General features: G+C 63.9%; 15 protein-coding genes. 5 read left to right on the top strand and 10 right to left on the bottom strand.

Annotated elements, in window-relative coordinates:
* Positions 1-135 precede the first annotated feature (135 nt).
* The 3 genes from GH664_RS19720 (at position 136) to GH664_RS19710 (ending at position 3,533) form a co-directional block, all read left to right on the top strand.
* Positions 136-2,178: a PAS-domain containing protein gene (locus tag GH664_RS19720; RefSeq protein WP_153169819.1), complete on the top strand. Its 2,043-nt coding sequence runs from the start codon at positions 136-138 to the stop codon at positions 2,176-2,178.
* Positions 2,175-2,897 (top strand): response regulator transcription factor, encoded by a 723-nt coding sequence (locus tag GH664_RS19715; protein ID WP_153169818.1) that lies wholly within the window; start codon positions 2,175-2,177, stop codon positions 2,895-2,897. Before GH664_RS19720 ends, GH664_RS19715 begins: the two co-directional genes overlap by 4 nt.
* Before the next feature lie 156 nt (positions 2,898-3,053).
* Positions 3,054-3,533, top strand: a complete 480-nt coding sequence (locus GH664_RS19710; RefSeq protein ID WP_153169817.1) for a VOC family protein — start codon at positions 3,054-3,056, stop codon at positions 3,531-3,533.
* Between the two features lie 112 nt (positions 3,534-3,645).
* On the opposite strand, the gene GH664_RS19705 is transcribed toward GH664_RS19710, so the two are convergent.
* Positions 3,646-4,503: a neutral zinc metallopeptidase gene (locus GH664_RS19705; RefSeq protein ID WP_153169816.1), complete on the bottom strand. Its 858-nt coding sequence runs from the start codon at positions 4,501-4,503 to the stop codon at positions 3,646-3,648.
* A 268-nt stretch (positions 4,504-4,771) separates the two neighbouring features.
* Here GH664_RS19705 and GH664_RS19700 point away from each other — a divergent pair, with 268 nt between their 5' ends.
* Together GH664_RS19700 and GH664_RS19695 are read left to right on the top strand one after the other, a co-directional pair.
* Positions 4,772-5,608 carry a PEP-CTERM sorting domain-containing protein gene (locus GH664_RS19700; RefSeq protein ID WP_153169815.1) on the top strand — a complete coding sequence of 279 codons (837 nt, stop codon included), beginning with the start codon at positions 4,772-4,774 and terminating at the stop codon, positions 5,606-5,608.
* 71 nt (positions 5,609-5,679) lie between these two features.
* Positions 5,680-6,117 (top strand): low molecular weight protein-tyrosine-phosphatase, encoded by a 438-nt coding sequence (locus GH664_RS19695; RefSeq protein ID WP_153169814.1) that lies wholly within the window; start codon positions 5,680-5,682, stop codon positions 6,115-6,117.
* Positions 6,118-6,157: 40 nt separating this feature from the next.
* Here GH664_RS19695 and GH664_RS19690 read toward each other — a convergent pair whose 3' ends face one another.
* From GH664_RS19690 to GH664_RS19650, 9 genes are all read right to left on the bottom strand, one after another.
* Entirely contained in the window at positions 6,158-7,327 is a 1,170-nt protein-coding gene (locus GH664_RS19690; protein ID WP_153169813.1) for a lipocalin family protein, read from the bottom strand.
* Positions 7,328-7,423: 96 nt separating this feature from the next.
* Positions 7,424-7,918 carry a WbuC family cupin fold metalloprotein gene (locus GH664_RS19685; protein WP_153169812.1) on the bottom strand — a complete coding sequence of 165 codons (495 nt, stop codon included), beginning with the start codon at positions 7,916-7,918 and terminating at the stop codon, positions 7,424-7,426.
* A gap of 13 nt (positions 7,919-7,931) precedes the next feature.
* Positions 7,932-9,137 carry a glycosyltransferase family 4 protein gene (locus GH664_RS19680; protein ID WP_153169811.1) on the bottom strand — a complete coding sequence of 402 codons (1,206 nt, stop codon included), beginning with the start codon at positions 9,135-9,137 and terminating at the stop codon, positions 7,932-7,934.
* Between the two features lie 4 nt (positions 9,138-9,141).
* On the bottom strand, positions 9,142-10,278 hold the full coding sequence (wecB, locus tag GH664_RS19675; protein ID WP_153169809.1) for a non-hydrolyzing UDP-N-acetylglucosamine 2-epimerase: 1,137 nt from the start codon (positions 10,276-10,278) through the stop codon (positions 9,142-9,144).
* Positions 10,279-10,290: 12 nt separating this feature from the next.
* Entirely contained in the window at positions 10,291-11,262 is a 972-nt protein-coding gene (locus GH664_RS19670; RefSeq protein WP_153169807.1) for an Abi family protein, read from the bottom strand.
* A 161-nt stretch (positions 11,263-11,423) separates the two neighbouring features.
* Positions 11,424-12,551, bottom strand: coding sequence for a capsular polysaccharide biosynthesis protein CapF (locus tag GH664_RS19665; protein ID WP_153169806.1), 1,128 nt, complete (start codon positions 12,549-12,551; stop codon positions 11,424-11,426).
* Positions 12,552-12,555: 4 nt separating this feature from the next.
* Positions 12,556-13,602 (bottom strand): polysaccharide biosynthesis protein, encoded by a 1,047-nt coding sequence (locus GH664_RS19660; RefSeq protein ID WP_153169804.1) that lies wholly within the window; start codon positions 13,600-13,602, stop codon positions 12,556-12,558.
* A gap of 8 nt (positions 13,603-13,610) precedes the next feature.
* Positions 13,611-14,777, bottom strand: coding sequence for a glycosyltransferase family 4 protein (locus tag GH664_RS19655; RefSeq protein ID WP_153169802.1), 1,167 nt, complete (start codon positions 14,775-14,777; stop codon positions 13,611-13,613).
* A 94-nt stretch (positions 14,778-14,871) separates the two neighbouring features.
* On the bottom strand, positions 14,872-15,894 hold the full coding sequence (locus GH664_RS19650; protein ID WP_153169800.1) for a glycosyltransferase family 2 protein: 1,023 nt from the start codon (positions 15,892-15,894) through the stop codon (positions 14,872-14,874).
* Positions 15,895-15,992: the final 98 nt, after the last annotated feature.

The raw sequence follows: 15,992 nt of genomic DNA, 5'->3' as shown, positions 1-15,992 counted from the left end.
GAATTAAGTCACGACTGGCGCGGCCCGCAGCCACCGCATGCGAGCACAGGTCGAATGGCGCAGCCATCGTGGTGCAAGTTGTGCAAACATCGCCCCGACAACGACAATCATCTTGGATCCGGAGACACGTCGCACATGGTGAAGCCAGCCAATGCCGCGCCCGACGCCCAGGCCTTCACGCCGGAACAGTTGCGGCGGCACGACCTGCTGCTGGCCGGGTTCGACCTGCTCGACCAGGCCATCGCGGTGTTCGACACCACGCCCAAGCTCGTCACCTGGAACAAGGCGCTGGTCCGCCTGCTCGACTTCCCGGAGGAACTGGTGCGGGTCGGCACGCCCTTCGAGGCCTTCGTGCGCTTCAATGCCGCGCGCGGCGAATACGGCGAAGGCGACATCGAGACGCTGGTCGCGCAGCGCATGGCGTCGGCCCGCGCCTTCCAGCCGCACTACATCGAGCGGGCGCGGCCCAACGGCACGGTGCTGGCGGTGCGCGGCGTCCCCATCCCGAACCTGGGCTTCGTGTCCTTGTGGACCGACGTCACCGAGCAGCGCCGCTACGAGGCAGTGATCCAGCAACAGAACGCGCAGCTCGAGGCGCGGGTGCGCGAGCGTACCGCGGAGCTTGAGCAGGCCAACAGCGAGATAGACCAGATCGCCGGCGCACTGCGCCGCAGCGAGCACCGCCTGCAACTGATCATCGACTCCATCCCGGCGATGATCGCCTACGTGGACAGCCAGGAGATCTACCACTTCGCCAACCGCGGCTATGCCGACTGGTTCGGTTACCCGAAGGACGAGATCGTCGGCCGGAACATCCACGAAGTGGTCGGCGACGAGGCCTACGCCCAGATTCAAGCTCAGATCGAGCGCGCGCGCGGCGGTGAGCGTGTGTGCTACGAATACAGCCGCACCGGCCCCGGCGGCCGTCCCCTGCATGCGCGCAGCGTGCTGGTGCCCGAGGTCGGCGCCGATGGCGAGGCGGTGGTCGGCCTCTTCGTGATGAGCACCGACATCACCGAACAGCGGGCCAACCAGGCGGCGCTGGTGCAGGCGCAGAAGATGGAGGCGGTCGGGCAGCTCACCGGCGGCCTCGCGCACGACTTCAACAACCTGCTCACCATCATCATCGGCAACCTGTCTGCGCTGCAGGAGCGGCCAGAAGGTGTGCAGGTGGCCGAGTACGTCGGCCCTGCGCTGCAGGCGGCGCGACGCGGCGCGGAGCTGATCCGCCGGCTGCTGACCTTCTCGCGGCGGCAGACGCTGGAACCGACCGCGGTCGAGGTCGGCTCGCTGGTGCACAACATGACCCACCTGCTGGTACGAAGCCTGGGCGAGACGATCAAGGTGAGGTTGCGCCTGCCGGGGGAGCCGCTGCATGCGCTGGTCGACCCGCACCAGCTCGAGAACGCGATCCTGAACCTCGCCCTGAACGCGCGCGACGCGATGCCCGACGGCGGCGAGCTGACCATCGCAGTGACGCTGCGCGCGCTCGACACCGACCTGGCCCGGGCAGCGGAAGTGCCCCCGGGGGACTATGTGCAGATCGACGTGTCGGACACCGGCTGCGGCATCGACGCGGCGGTGCTGCCGCGCGTGCTGGAACCCTTCTTCACCACCAAGCCCTTCGGCGGCGGCAGCGGCCTCGGCCTGTCCATGGTCTATGGCTTCGTGCGCCAGTCCGGCGGCAACCTGCGCATCCTCAGCACGCGCGGCAAGGGCACGAACGTGCGCTTCGTGCTGCCGATGACTGCGGCGCCGCAAACCGTCGCCCCGGACATCGAGCGCCCTGCGGGCAGGCTGCCGCTGCGCGACGGGCCGGTGCTGCTGGTGGAGGACGAGCCGGAGGTGCGCAAAGTGATCCGCATGCAGCTCACCGCGCTCGGCCATCCGGTGATCGAGGCGGGCGACGGCATCGAGGCGCTGGGCCTGCTGGAGAACGTCGCCGACATCGCCATCCTGGTCAGCGACACCGTGATGCCCGGCGGCATCGGCGGACCGGAGCTGGCTGCACGTGCCCGCACGCTGCGCCCGGGCCTGCCGGTGCTGCTGATCACCGGCTATGCCAGCGAAAGTTTCAGCGCCGCCGCAGAGGCGGACGTCCCGGTGCTGCGCAAGCCTTTCGACCAGCCCGCCCTCGCCAAGGCCCTCGCCGAGCTTCTGGAAACCCGCCCATCATGACCCTGCCACGCCCTGACATGCCCGTCACGCTCTACGTGCTCGAAGACGAGCCCGAGATCGCGCGCCTGATCTGCAGCAGCCTGGCCGACTATGGCTTCCGCTGCGAGCACATGAGCACCGGGCGACAGTTGCTGTCGCGCGCACGGCAGGCAACGCCCGACCTGTGCATCATCGATCTGGGCCTGCCCGACATGGACGGCATGCAGGTGGTGCGCGAGCTGCAGGAGGGCAGCCCCTGCGCAGTGCTGATCCTGACCGGGCGCAACGACGTCACCGATCGCGTGCTCGGCCTGGAGCTGGGCGCTGACGACTACATCGTGAAACCGTTCGAGCCGCGCGAGCTGGTCGCCCGCGTGCGCTCCATCCTGCGCCGTTACCAGCGCGCCGCAACCGTCGAGCCCGCCGAGCGCACCATCGCCCGCTTCGCCGGCTGGACGTTCGACGCCGCGCGGCATGCGCTGACGGCGGCGGACGGCCGCGAGATCGGCCTGTCCTCCTCCGAGGCGAGCCTGCTGGCGAGCCTGCTGCGGCGGCCGAACAAGATCCTGTCGCGCGAGCAATTGCTGGGCGAGCGCGACCTCGATCCCTTCGACCGCAGCATCGATGTGCGTATCTCGCGCCTGCGCCGCAAGCTCGACGACGATCCGCAGAATCCGAAACTGATCAAGACGGTGTATGGGGCGGGGTATCTGTTTTCAGCACAGGTCACGTGGGAGTGACCGTTGGTTGGGTGCTTCCCTGTCGGGAGCGCGCGGCATTTGCTCCGCGGGCTGCGGAACTCGCCCGCCGACGGGCTACACGCACTCCCCCAAAACACGAGCAAGCCTCGCTATAATTATGAATTCTTAATCCACTTCGCACCCGGAGACCCCACCATGGCCCAGCGCCCGTTCAAGATCCTCGGCATCCAGCAGATCGCCATCGGCGGACCGAGCAAGGAAAAGCTCAAGACCCTGTGGGTCGACATGCTCGGGCTGGAAGTCACCGGCAACTTCGTGTCCGAACGCGAGAACGTGGACGAGGACATCTGCGCCATGGGCAGCGGCCCGTTCAAGGTGGAAGTGGACCTGATGCAGCCGCTGGATGCGGACAAGAAGCCGGCCGTCCACACCACGCCGCTGAACCACGTCGGGCTGTGGGTGGACGACCTGCCCAAAGCGGTGGAATGGCTGTCGGCCAACGGCGTGCGCTTCGCGCCGGGCGGCATCCGCCGCGGCGCCGCCGGCTTCGACATCACCTTCCTGCACCCGAAAGGCAACGAGGAATTCCCGATCGGCGGCGAGGGCGTGCTGATCGAGCTGGTGCAGGCTCCGAAGGAAGTGGTCGACGCTTTCGCCCGCCTCGCTGGGGGTTGATGAGCATCGCAGGGCGGGCTTTAGTCGGCCACCAAGGGAGCTAGCCAGGCACCATCCCGCCAATGCCTGGCACCACGCGGCCGGCTGAAGCCGGCCCTACGGCCTGACACCCTTACAGCGCGCCGACGCTGAACGTGTCGCAGGCGCGCAGCGTGCCCTGCTGCAGGCCCTCGCGGAACCAGCGCGCACGCTGCGCCGAGGTGCCGTGGGTGAAGCTGTCGGGCACAGCATAGCCGCGCGCCTGCTTCTGCAGGCGATCGTCGCCGGTCGCGGACGCGGCCGCCAGGCCTTCCTCGATGTCGCCGGCCTCCAGCACCTTGCGCGAACGGTCGGCATGATTCGCCCACACGCCGGCGAGGCAGTCAGCCTGCAGTTCCAGCCGCACCGACAGGCCGTTGGACTCGCGCTCGGACACGCGCTGCCGCGCCTGCTGCACTTTTTCCGAGATGCCCAACAGGTTCTGCACGTGGTGGCCGACCTCGTGCGCGATGACGTAGGCCTGAGCGAAGTCCCCGGGCGCGCCGAAGCGGGTGCTCAGCTCGTTGAAGAAGGACAGGTCGAGGTAGACCTTGGCGTCCGCCGGACAGTAGAACGGCCCCATCGCGGCCTGCCCGACGCCGCAGCCGCTCTGCGTGGCGCCGGTGTAAAGGACCAGGCGCGGCTGCTGATACTGGCGGCCCGCGCTGCGGAAGATCGCACCCCAGGTGTCCTCGGTGTCGGCCAGCACCATCGAGGTGAAGCGCGCCATCTCGTCCTCCGCGCGTGAACGCGGCCGGCTTTCCTGCGCGGAAGGGGACTGCACCACGCTCGCGGTGTTCAGCACCACGCTGGGATCGAGGCCGAAATACCAGGCGATCAAGGCCAGCACGACCGTGCCGACACCGATCTTGCCACCGCCCAGACGCATGCCGCCGCCCTCGCCGCGGCGATCCTCGATGTTGTCGCTCTCCCTGCCGTTACGAAAGTCCATGTCTTCTCCTCCCTTCAACCGATCGTCTCACTCGCGAACCATCGGCACAGGGCACGGGTCTCATAGGAACATGTCGGATAAATTTACACCCACTCACGTCCGCGCCGATTTTCATAAATTTTCCCGCTAAAAATCAGTGTATTGCATATTCGGCGCAGTTCTTGCTTTAAACACTTCCGGCGTTATCGACCATCCCTGCCGTCATGCAGCGATATCAAATCTGCAACAAGACGTTCGCAATACCGTTGCGCACACAGGAAATCAAGACATGAACAAATACGGCGTCATCTCAGCAGCTCTTCTCGCCGCTGGCTTCAGCACCGCAGCCTCCGCTGCAGTCTATACCACCACCGTTCCCTCGCTGACTGGCTTTGTCGCCATCTCCGGCTTCGCCGACGGCAGCGCGAACACCTATTCCGTCACGCTGCGCGACTTGACCGGCTCCGGCATCGTCGCCGCCGCGCCGTCGGGCAACTACACGGTCGCCGTCAGCGGTTCGGGTTCCATCGACGTCGTCCCGCCGACCGGCCCGGATCTGGGCGGCACCATCAGCACGCTGACCCCGGTCTTCACCGGCCTGCTGGGCGCCTCCGGCCTGACCCCCGGCAGCTATCCGTTCACCCTCTCCGCGGGCACCCTCGGCGCCAATGATGCCCAGGTGGGCACATTCGGCTTCACGGCAAGCTACGACGGCAACACCACGACTTCGGTGCTGGCCTACATCAACAGCCTGCTCGGCACGTCGTTCGCGAGCACCGCCGGTGCCGGCACCCTGGCGATCTCCAACGGCAAGATCTTCACGGATGGCATGAGCTTCGACATCACCGAGACCGCCACCGGCTGGATGGGCTTCGGCGCGATGCTGGCCGCTGCCGACTACGCTTCCTTCCTGGTGTCGCAAGCGATCGCACCGACCAGCGCCAACATGGCGAATCCGGCCAATCAGCTCAAGTACGCAACCAGCCCCACCTACAACGTCACCGACGCAACTTTCGCCGTTCGCGACCTGACCATCACAGCCACCTCGGTGCCCGAGCCCGCCTCGCTGGCACTGCTGGGCCTCGGCCTCGCCGGTCTGGGTGCAGTGCGCCGCCGCAAAGCCTGATCGTCGCCTGACCCTGGCAGCACAAACCGACGCCCTCGACAGGGGGTGTCGGTTTTTTTTACTCTTCGAAAATGTTCGAAAAGATCCTCGTCCTCTGCACCGGCAACATCTGCCGCAGCCCGCTCGCCGAAGAGCTCCTGCGCATGCGCCTGGCCTCCAACGGCAAGAAATCCGAAGTGCGCTCTGCCGGCACCGGCGCCCTGATCGGGCACCCTGCTGACGACACCGCTCAGGCCGTCGCATCGGAACACGGGGTGGATCTGTCGCGGCACCGCGCCCAGCAGTTCAACACCGAGCTCAGCCGCTGGGCCGACCTCATCCTGGTGATGGCGAAACACCATCTGGACGACGCCTTCGCCCTCGATCCCACCGCGCGCGGCAAGTCCTTCCTGATCGGCCACTGGAGCGGGACCGAAGTGCCCGACCCCTATCGCCAGGGCGAAGCAGCCCATCGCCAGGCCTACGACATGATCGCCAACGCGGTGGATCAGTGGGCCGGCCGGCTATAGCCGCAGCCCGCGCGGCGCGCCGGCCGCGCACCACGCCGGATCATTCCTTGGGCTGAACCGCCGGGATCAGGTCGTAGCCGCTCATTTCCAGAAAGCCCTGGCCTCCGCGCGCGCCGCTGACACGCACGCCGCCTTCCCAATACTGCTTGAAGGTCGTCTCCAGGCCGTTGAACTCGCTATCCTGGCGCACCGGCCGCACCGCGATGCGGCCGAACGGCGTGTCCACATCCCAGCCTGCGGGGTAGCGCACGCCGGACGCGGCGCTGCGCCACACGCCCAACGTCGTCAGCTTCAGATCGGCCGCATCCAGCGGGGTCACCGCCTCGCCCTTGCGCAGCGAACCCAGCAGCGCGGAGGGTTTGCCGGCAGCGTCGAAAGCCTGGTAGATCATCAGGTCGCTGCCATCATCGAGCTGCAGCGCAAACCAGTTCCATGCCTGGCGCGAGGCGTCGAAATTGCCCCACTGGTGGTCAAACCACACCTCGCCGCTCACCACCACCGGCGCGGCGCCATCCGTCGCCAGCGTGCCCCGCGCCGCCATGCGCGGGCGCGAGTAGTAGTAGCTGATGCCGGCCTCGCCAAAATCAACCAAGCCTGGCGTACGCGAACCTTTCGCCCGGTGCAGCAACGGCGCCTGCGAATCCTGCATCGCAAGCTCCAGCACGAAGCCCTCGCCGGCCATCCGTAGCGAATGGCGAGGGCCCGCCCCCGCCACCCGCCAATCACCGTAGCGGAAGTCGAAGCCCTCTGCCTTCGGGTCTGTCGGAATGCCCGCCGTGCGCAGTTGCAGCATGCGCCGGCGGTTGCGCGTCTCGTCGCTCAGCGAACCGTGAAACACCGTGTGCCGCACCATGCCATCCCGCAGAAACACCGTCGCATGGAAGGCATGGCGCGAGCCATCGGCCCCCGTCAGGTGCCCGGTGTAGTACCACCACTCCGTCGCTCCGGCATGAGGCGCATCGTCGTGCGGCAAGCTCAGTGGACGCATCGCCAGCGTGCGCTCCGCCACGGCGGCCGGCTCAGTCGCAAGCGCGCGCGCCGCAGGCTTCCCCTCCGCCCCAGAACCGAGAAGCCACGCATACAACAAACCGGCGACGGCCACCAGGCCAAGCGCCAGCAAGGGCAAAGCCAGCCGACGCAGCCGGCTCCTGCGCGTACGAACACGTCGCCTCGACTTCGACCCAGACGTCGGGTTCTCAACATCGCTCATGCCGAGCCCCCTTGCATCGCGTCCCCGCGATCACGCACACCGTTGCGTCCATCAAACCTCATCCGATACCTTTTCCAGATTCACACAGCCCTCTCCTTACCCGCCCACCAACACCCGCAAGCGCGCAAAGTACGGCTCCGCCTCCGGCGTACCCTCAGCCGGCGCCCAGGGCGCGGGTTCCTTGGGGGCGTTGGGGTCGAAAGGGCCGGCCTTGATCTCGAACAGGATCGCGTCGTCGTCCAGCGCCAGCACGGTGTGCCAGGTGCCGGCAGGGACGAGCAAGCCGGCGGCGAGCTTTTCGTCGCCCTCCCCGCCCTGCGCGCCGTAGCGCACCACCTCGATCACTTCGCCCGCATCGTCGAACACCACCAGCGCGAGCCGGCCGCGGACGGCAAACATGGTTTCGTCGCGCGGGCTCAAACCGTGGCGGTGCGGGACCACATAGCTGCGCGTGGTGATCGCGTTGAACACGCGCTGGCAAGCGTCGGTGTAGTCGGTGTGCACATTGCGGTGCTGGCGCGCACGCGGCGAGGACGCGGCCTGGGCGCAGAGGGATTCGAGATAAGCCTGATCGAAGGCGGTGATCGTCATCGTTGTTCCTGCATCAAACCGCGTGCGCAGCGGGATGCAATGCGGCCGCAATCTGCCGCACCGCGGTGTCGGCCGAGAACAGCCGCGCTGACAGCTCCTTGCAGCGCTCGGCGAAACCCGCGTCGGCGCCGACCTCATCCACCAGTGCGACGGCCGCGCGGGCGAGCGACTCCGCCGATGCATCGGTCACCGACCGGCCCACGCGCGCCTCCTCGATCAGCCCCACCAGGTCGTTGCCCGCATTCACGCTCGCCAGCACCGGCAAGCCGCTCTGCATGTAGGTCAGGAACTTGCCGGGGATGTTGTGCGTGCGGTGGCGCGGGTCGAGCGCCACCAGGCCGATGTGGCACTGCGCGTAAAGGTTCGGGATCTCGTCCGGGTGGATCTCGTCTCGGAAAACCACGTTGTCCAGGCCGCGCGTGCGTGCGTCCTCGCGCAGGCGCTGGGCGTCGCTGCCGCGCCCCACGAACAGGAAGCCCACGTCCGCCCGGCTGCGCATGCGCTCGGCCAGGTCGAGCAGCACGCCCATGCCCTGCGCCACGCCCATGTTGCCCGCGTACACAAACACCTTGCGCCCGGCCAGCGCCGTCTCGCCCACCACGATCGTGCTCGGCGCATCGGCCGGCGCGCCCAGCCAATTCTGCAGCACCTCCAGCCGGCGACCGGGGCGCTTGATCCACTGGGTAAAGTACCCCTTGTTCCCCGGCGTCTGCACCCCGATCACATCCGCCACCGAATACTGGTAGCGCGCCACCGCATCGAAGAAGCGATACGGCAGCCCGCGCCCCATCAGCCCCATATCCACCGCCCACTCGGGAAAGATGTCGCGAATGATCAGGTAGCCGCGGCAGCCGCTCGCCTTCTTCAGCGCGCGCGCGATCGGCCCCAGGAAGATCGTCGGCGCGTACCACACCACGCCGTCCCACTTCTCGCCGGCAAGCGGACTGCGGCGAAGGTTGCGCAGCATCGCGAACGGCATCACAAGCTCGCCGATCGTGCGCCGCACGTAGCCGATGTCCTTGGTCTTTGGCGCTTTCAGCCGGATGACGCGCGCGCCGTCGAAATCCTCCATCGCCCACTGCCCGGCGATCTCCGACGACGGCAGCAGCACCGTCAGCTCATGCCCCTGACGCACGAACTCGCGCGCCAGGTCGCGCAACTGCACCGCGCCCGAGGTACGCAGCGGCGGGAAGGTGTCGGCAATCAGTGCAATCCGCATCGCTTCAATATTCCTTCCACACCACCCGCTTCACGTAGTCCGTGTAGCTGTGGATGATGCGCACCACCTTGTCCGATACGTTCGGCATGCTGTAGTCAGCCACCTGGCGCAGGCTGCGCTCTTCGCCGCGCAGTTGCGACGCGAGCACCGCCAGCCCTTGGCGCACGCGGTCCACCTCCAGCCCCACCATCATCACCGCTGCCTCTTCCATGCCTTCCGGGCGCTCGTGCGCCTCGCGCAGGTTCAGCGCCGGGAAGTTGAGGATCGACGACTCCTCGTTGATCGTGCCGCTGTCCGACAGCACTGCTTTCGCCGAAAGCTGCAGCTTCACGTAGTCGTGGAAGCCCAATGGCTTCAGCAGCCGCACCATCGGGTGGAACTTCGCCCCGGTCGCATCCACGCGCTTCTGCGTGCGCGGGTGGGTCGATACGATCACCGGCAGGCCGTGGTCTTCCGCCACCACATTGAGCACCGCCACCAACTTGGTGAAGGACTTTTCCGATTCGATGTTCTCTTCCCGGTGCGCGCTCACCACGAAGTAGCGCCCCGCCTCCAGCGACAAGCGCTGCAGTACGTCCGAGGCCTCGATGCGCGGGCGGTAATGCGTGAGCACCTCGAACATCGGGCTGCCGGTCTTGATCACCTGGTCGGGCGGCAAGCCCTCGCGCAGCAGGTAATCGCGCGCGATCGTGCTGTAGGTGAGATTGATGTCGGCGGTGTGGTCGACAATGCGGCGGTTGGTCTCTTCCGGCACGCGCTGGTCAAAGCAGCGGTTACCCGCTTCCATGTGGAAGATCGGGATCTTGCGCCGCTTGGCCGGGATCACCGACAGGCAACTGTTGGTGTCGCCCAGCACCAGCATCGCCTCGGGCTGCACCTCGCCCAGCACACGATCGACGGAGATGATCAGGTTGCCGATGGTGTGCGCCGCCCCAGTGCTGCCCTCGGCGCTGTTTAGAAAGTAATCCGGCTTGCGCACCCCCAGGTCGTCGAAGAAGACCTGGTTCAGCTCGTAGTCGTAGTTCTGGCCGGTGTGCACCAGCACGTGCTCGCAATGCTCGTCGAGCGCGGCCAGCACGCGCGACAGGCGGATGATCTCGGGCCGGGTGCCGACCACGGACATGACTTTGAGTTTTTTCATGAACGATTCACGTCAGGAGTTGTGAAGTAGTGCTTCTGGAAATCCGGACTCGTTGGCGAACCCCATCGCTGCAAAGCTACAACCGGGCAGTGCTGGCTTGGCCGCGACCACTTCGGCCACCTCATGGATCCACTCCGAGTTGGGGCCAATCTTGCGCACCAGGAACCAGATCACGACGATCAGCCCAAGCAGCCGCGAGCCCGCGTCCGTCTCCATCCCAAGGCCCTTGAAATAGGCGTGGTCAAGTACGGGTAACGGGTTGCTGGTGCTCTGGTTCCAGATGCGGCAGTGATGAGCGCACCGATTGCGCAAAATGTTGATCTCATGCAGCCAGGCACGCAGCACTGCAGGGTTATTCACCCCAAGACGCTCGGCGACTCGGTTCTGGTATCGGCGCTTGAGCATCTCGTAGTACTTCGACACGACGCCGAAATCCCACGCCTCGACGGCCACCCAGAACGGAATCGCCTTGTGCGACCGTCGATGCCACTCGATGCAGTCTTCCCGGCTCCGATTGAGTTGGTCGGTCTGTCGGTTCGTCCACTCGATCCAGGCATTTCGTTGGCGCCCGGACCGGTCGCTATAGGTACGCGTTTGCGAGGGGTTGATGAAATCACTGCACTGGTAAGCCAGGGGATCGTGATAGCCGACCTCATGGGCGATCACGCTGCGAACGTGAACCTCGATGCGCTCGATGGCGTCGAGCATCAAGAGACGCAGCCGCTTGTCCATCAGGTACAAGCTCAAGACACGGTCGAACTCGGTGCCGGGCAAGAAGCGATCTGCACGCCGAACCGCAGCGCTGCCGCTCCCCATCCCCGGCGCCCGGCACACGTACCAGAAACCGCTCAGGCGGTAATAGCCCACCTGCGCGAGTTTGCGTTCCGCCCGTGCTGCGTCGTCGAACGACATACCCCGGAGCCGAAGCAATTCGACCAGGTCGGGGTAGCTCTTGAATGGCTTGGGCGGCGAGAGATGCGTCATCAGCCGCCCCAAATAGAAGGCCCAAACATGACGCCGGACAAGCCGACGCCAGAGGTTTGGGCGCTGTTGCCCAGTATTCTACGCCCCCGCTCGCGCCAAGCCAAGCCGGCTTTCGTGACGGACTCCGCTCTCGTTGTAAACACGGACGTTTCCTCCTCGCCTCACAACGCACACGCATACGTATCCGGCTTCGCCCGGTCAAACACCTCGTTCGCCCACAGCATCACCACCATCTCGTCGCTGCCGATGTTGGTGATGTCGTGCGTCCAGCCCGGCACCGTTTCAACGATTTCGGCCTTGCTGCCACTCGTCACCAGCTCGTGCGTTTCGCCGGTCTGCATGTGGCGGAACTTGAAGCGGGCTTCGCCCTTGATCACCAGGAACTTCTCAGTCTTGGTGTGGTGGTAATGGCCACCGCGGGTGATGCCTGGGTGCGCCGTGAAGAAGGAGAACTGCCCGCAGTCGGGCGTCTTCAGCATTTCCACGAACACCCCGCGCGCGTCGCCGTGCATCGGCACCGTGTAGGCGAAAACTTCGGGCGGCAGGTAGCTCACATAGGTGGAATACAGCGCGCGCACAAAGCCTGTGCCCACGCGCTCGGTCACCAGCGTGTCGCGGCTGGCGCGGAAGGTCTCGATCAGCCCCGCCATCTCACCCACCGTGGTGGTGTGTTGCGGCGTCACCGTGGCAAAGCCTTCGGCATCCACCGCCGCGTCGGCGCCGTCCATGAGCTGGATGAAGCGCTCGACCACGTCGTCCACATACACCAGCGTCACCGGTGCGGCCGGGTCGTTGATCTGGATCGGCAGCCCGCGGGCGATGTTGTGGCAGAAGGTCGCCACCGCCGAGTTGTAGTTCGGCCGGCACCACTTGCCGAAGACGTTGGGCAGGCGAAACACATGCGCCGCCGCGCCGGTGCGCGCCGCGAAGGCACGCAGCACGTCCTCGGCCGCGCGCTTGCTGGCTCCATAGGGGTTGTCGCGGGCGGCCTGGGTGGACGAGGTGCAGACGATGGCGATCTTGCGGCCCCGCGCGCGCATCTCGCCCTCCACCGCCTCGACCAGCGCAGCGGTCAGGTCGGCGTTGCCGGTCACGAACTCTTGCGGGTCTTGCGGCCGGTTCACCCCGGCCAAGTGAAACACGAACTCCACCCCTTCCAGCAGGCGCGGCAGCTCGGCCGCGGTGTTGGCGCGCGTGAAGCACACCACCTCCACGTCCTTGCGCTCGGCCAGATGCTGCTGCAGGTTCTTGCCGACGAAGCCGCCGGCGCCGGTGATCAGGACCCTCATCGCCTCAGCACTCCTCGACGGCTGTCAGCTCGCCGCGGGCAATGCGCTGCATGCCTTCGAGCTTCAGCAGCAACTGCGTCATGCCGTCCACTTCCAGCCGCGTGGTGTTGTGCGAGTTGTAGTCCTCGCCGTGCGTGGTCTGCGTCAGCTTGGCCTCGCCCTGGTCCACGAACTTGCCGTAGTTGAGATCGCGTCCGTCCGCCGGCACGCGGAAGTAGTCGCCCAAGTCCTCGGCGCAGGCCATCTCCTCGCGGCTCAGCAGCGCCTCGTAGAGCTTCTCGCCGTGACGGGTGCCGATGATGTTCACCGGATGCTCCGGCTTGCCCATCAGCCCGGTCACCGCGCGCGCCAGCGTCTCGATGGTCGCCGCCGGCGCCTTCTGCACAAAAATGTCGCCGTTGCTGCCATGGGTGAAGGCATACAGCACCAGGTCCACCGCGTCGGCCAGCGTCATCATGAAGCGCGTCATGGTCGGGTCGGTGATGGTGATCGCCTTGCCCGCCAGCACCTGCTCCACGAACAGCGGAATCACCGAGCCGCGCGAGGCCATCACGTTGCCGTAGCGTGTGCCGCAGATCACCGTGCCGGTGCCTTCCAGGTTGCGGCTGGTGGCCACCATCACCTTTTCCATCATCGCCTTGGAAATGCCCATGGCGTTGATCGGGTACACCGCCTTGTCGGTGCTCAGCACCACCACGCGCTTGACCCCGGCGGCAATCGCCGCCTCCAGCACATTCTCGGTGCCCAGCACGTTGGTGCGCACCGCCTGCATCGGGTAGAACTCGCACGACGGCACCTGCTTGAGCGCCGCCGCGTGGAAAACGAAATCCACCCCCCGCATCGCCTGCTCCACGCTGCGCTGGTCGCGCACGTCGCCGATGTAGAACTTGAGCTTGGCGCTGTTGTAGCGCTTGCGCATGTCGTCCTGCTTCTTCTCGTCGCGGCTGAAGATTCGGATCTCGCCGATGTCCGACTCCAGGAAGCGCTTCAGCACCGCATTGCCGAATGAACCGGTTCCACCGGTGATGAGTAGTGTCTTGCCGTTGAACATGAATATCCTCAAACGCTGGAACAACTGAGCTTCAGTTGCTTTTCAATAATCTCTAGATATGCCCGCGCCCGCTCGCGGCTTCCAGGCAAGGACCGCAGATGCCGGTAGCCGCGCTCAACATGAGCGGACTGCTCGTCCTGCGACTTCCGCTCAAACCAGTCAACGATGAGCGCGGCCGCCGACGCGGGGTCCAACGGATCGAAATACATCGCATGTTCCGCGCACACATCGCGAACGAATCCTCGATCCGAAGCAAATAAGGGCCGGCGCATCGCGAGGGCTTCGAGTGGCGTCGCCGAGAAACACTCGAGGAGGCTCGGGAAGATCACGGCGTCCATCGCCCGATAAAAAGTCGGGCACTGCGCAACCGTGAGCGGGCCGACGGTCGTGACAAACTCCTTGAACTCAGTTGAACGCGAACCCCACTCATGCTCGTTCAAGGTCACGTAAAAGCGGTATCTCTTCCCAGAAATGCGCGCAAGCTCGCGCCCTACTCGCGGCAAGAAATCCAGGTTCTTGTGCGCGTAGTCCCTGGTCACAAATCCAACTCTAACGACGTCCGCCTCCGCCTCCGCAAAGGCGGGCACGGGCGCCCACTTCGACTCATCAAAATAGAGCGCCGATACACAATTCGATACGACGTCAACCCGTGATGGATGAAAACCCTTCACCCGTTCAAGTCGATCCTTAACGTGGCCAAGCTCGACAACTAAGCGCTCAGCACGAGCAAAAAAAAACCACTGCAAAGCAAACTTTGCCCGTAGCTTTAACCGCTGACCGAGCCCGAGCCGTTCCGCAACTTCATTCTCAGGATAAATGATCCATGGTTGCGCAAAGCCAGCCACATGGCTCCTAATCCTCCCCAAGACATAGAGAGGACCAAATACTGTAAAAATCAGATCAAATCCCCTGAAAAGATGTGCATTCTTCGCCGACAAGGACGCGATACCGTGGATATCCAAAACCCTGTAATCAAGACTAGGATCGGGCTTGAACCCCGCCGCCTTGAGATTTCGATCAACGGCAGACGAAACATAAATACTCCACCTCCTGCTAGTTCTTGATCTCAACGATTCTGAACATTCCAGGACAAATGACGTAGCCACTTGCACGCCGCCACCGACATGCAAATTCGCAGCATTTATCAGAACCCTCGCCATACCTTCCCCATCCATTCAGAATCCTCAAGATTCCAAACCGCACCCTCTTATCTTGCCAAAATCAGTCTATAAGATCGCGAATTGGCAACTACCGAATTCAAACAAATGCTCACGACCAGAGCCCAACTCTTCGTGAAACGCTTCGAAGGCACTCATAAAAAACAAACCCCGGAAGCCCCCCGCCAAGGAAGATCAGACGCTTACGATTTTTTGACCCTAACTTCCAAAATAGCGCCTTGATAACCTCACCCAATTGGACACGACCAGAGATCATTCTATAAACCGTACGCCGAGTTCCCCTATCCTCAATCCTAAAGCTTCGAAGGAGAAGATCGAGATAAAAAAGACAATAAACAACAAACAACGGATGTCGAAGACGTTCGGACGCACCAACCCTCTCGTAATAGTCAACAATATCCAGAATAGACCGTTCAGCCTCTTTCAAGGCCTGAGCCCCATGGACCTTCTTCAGCGACGAAACAGACGTGTCGCGCCGTATATAGTTATACAAACACTCATCTAAGAAGAACACTGTAGAGGCACCCGCGGCGGCCTTATAACAAATATTCCAGTCCTGCGCGAAAGGTACGCTCTCAAACTGAAAGCCGCGTAAGACTCCGGCTCGAAAAAGCTTTCCACAAACCATTGGCGGAAGCTCAAGTAGTGAATACGGCTCTTCCATCATATTGACTACAACCCCAGAACGGGGAAACGAAAGAAGCTTTTCCTCCCTACCGTTTGAGAACTGCGAAACATTACAACAAACTATATCTACATTCTCTTTGAGCGCCACGTACAGCATGCTTCGAATCGCGTCTTCTCTCCATGTATCATCCGAATCGAGAAACGCAATGTATTCGCCGGTCGACTGCGAAACCCCAGCATGACGTGCCCAGTTTGCACCTTTGGCTTTAGTCGACACTGAGCGAACGCGTGAATCCCCCTTCGACAACTCATCTAGTACCGCTCGACCACTGTCGGTGGAAAAATCGTCGACAGCGACTATTTCGATGTTCTGATACGTTTGCGAAAGAAGTGACTTGACTGCGCGACCAACATACGCCTCTGCATTGTAGTAAGGAATAACAACAGAAACTTTTACAGAATCAAGCATTCCTTCAACCCTTTCCATTGCCGCAATCTAGATACATACACACGCCGTGCAATTGTATTGCACATCCATTTACCGAACTCAGGGCTCGCTCAGACCTTTAATAAGAGCACATGCTA

This window comes from Thauera sp. 2A1 (assembly GCF_009469595.2).
GTDB lineage: Bacteria > Pseudomonadota > Gammaproteobacteria > Burkholderiales > Rhodocyclaceae > Thauera.
Note: the sequence above shows the minus strand (reverse complement) of the source record. Positions and strands in the feature narration are given on the sequence as shown.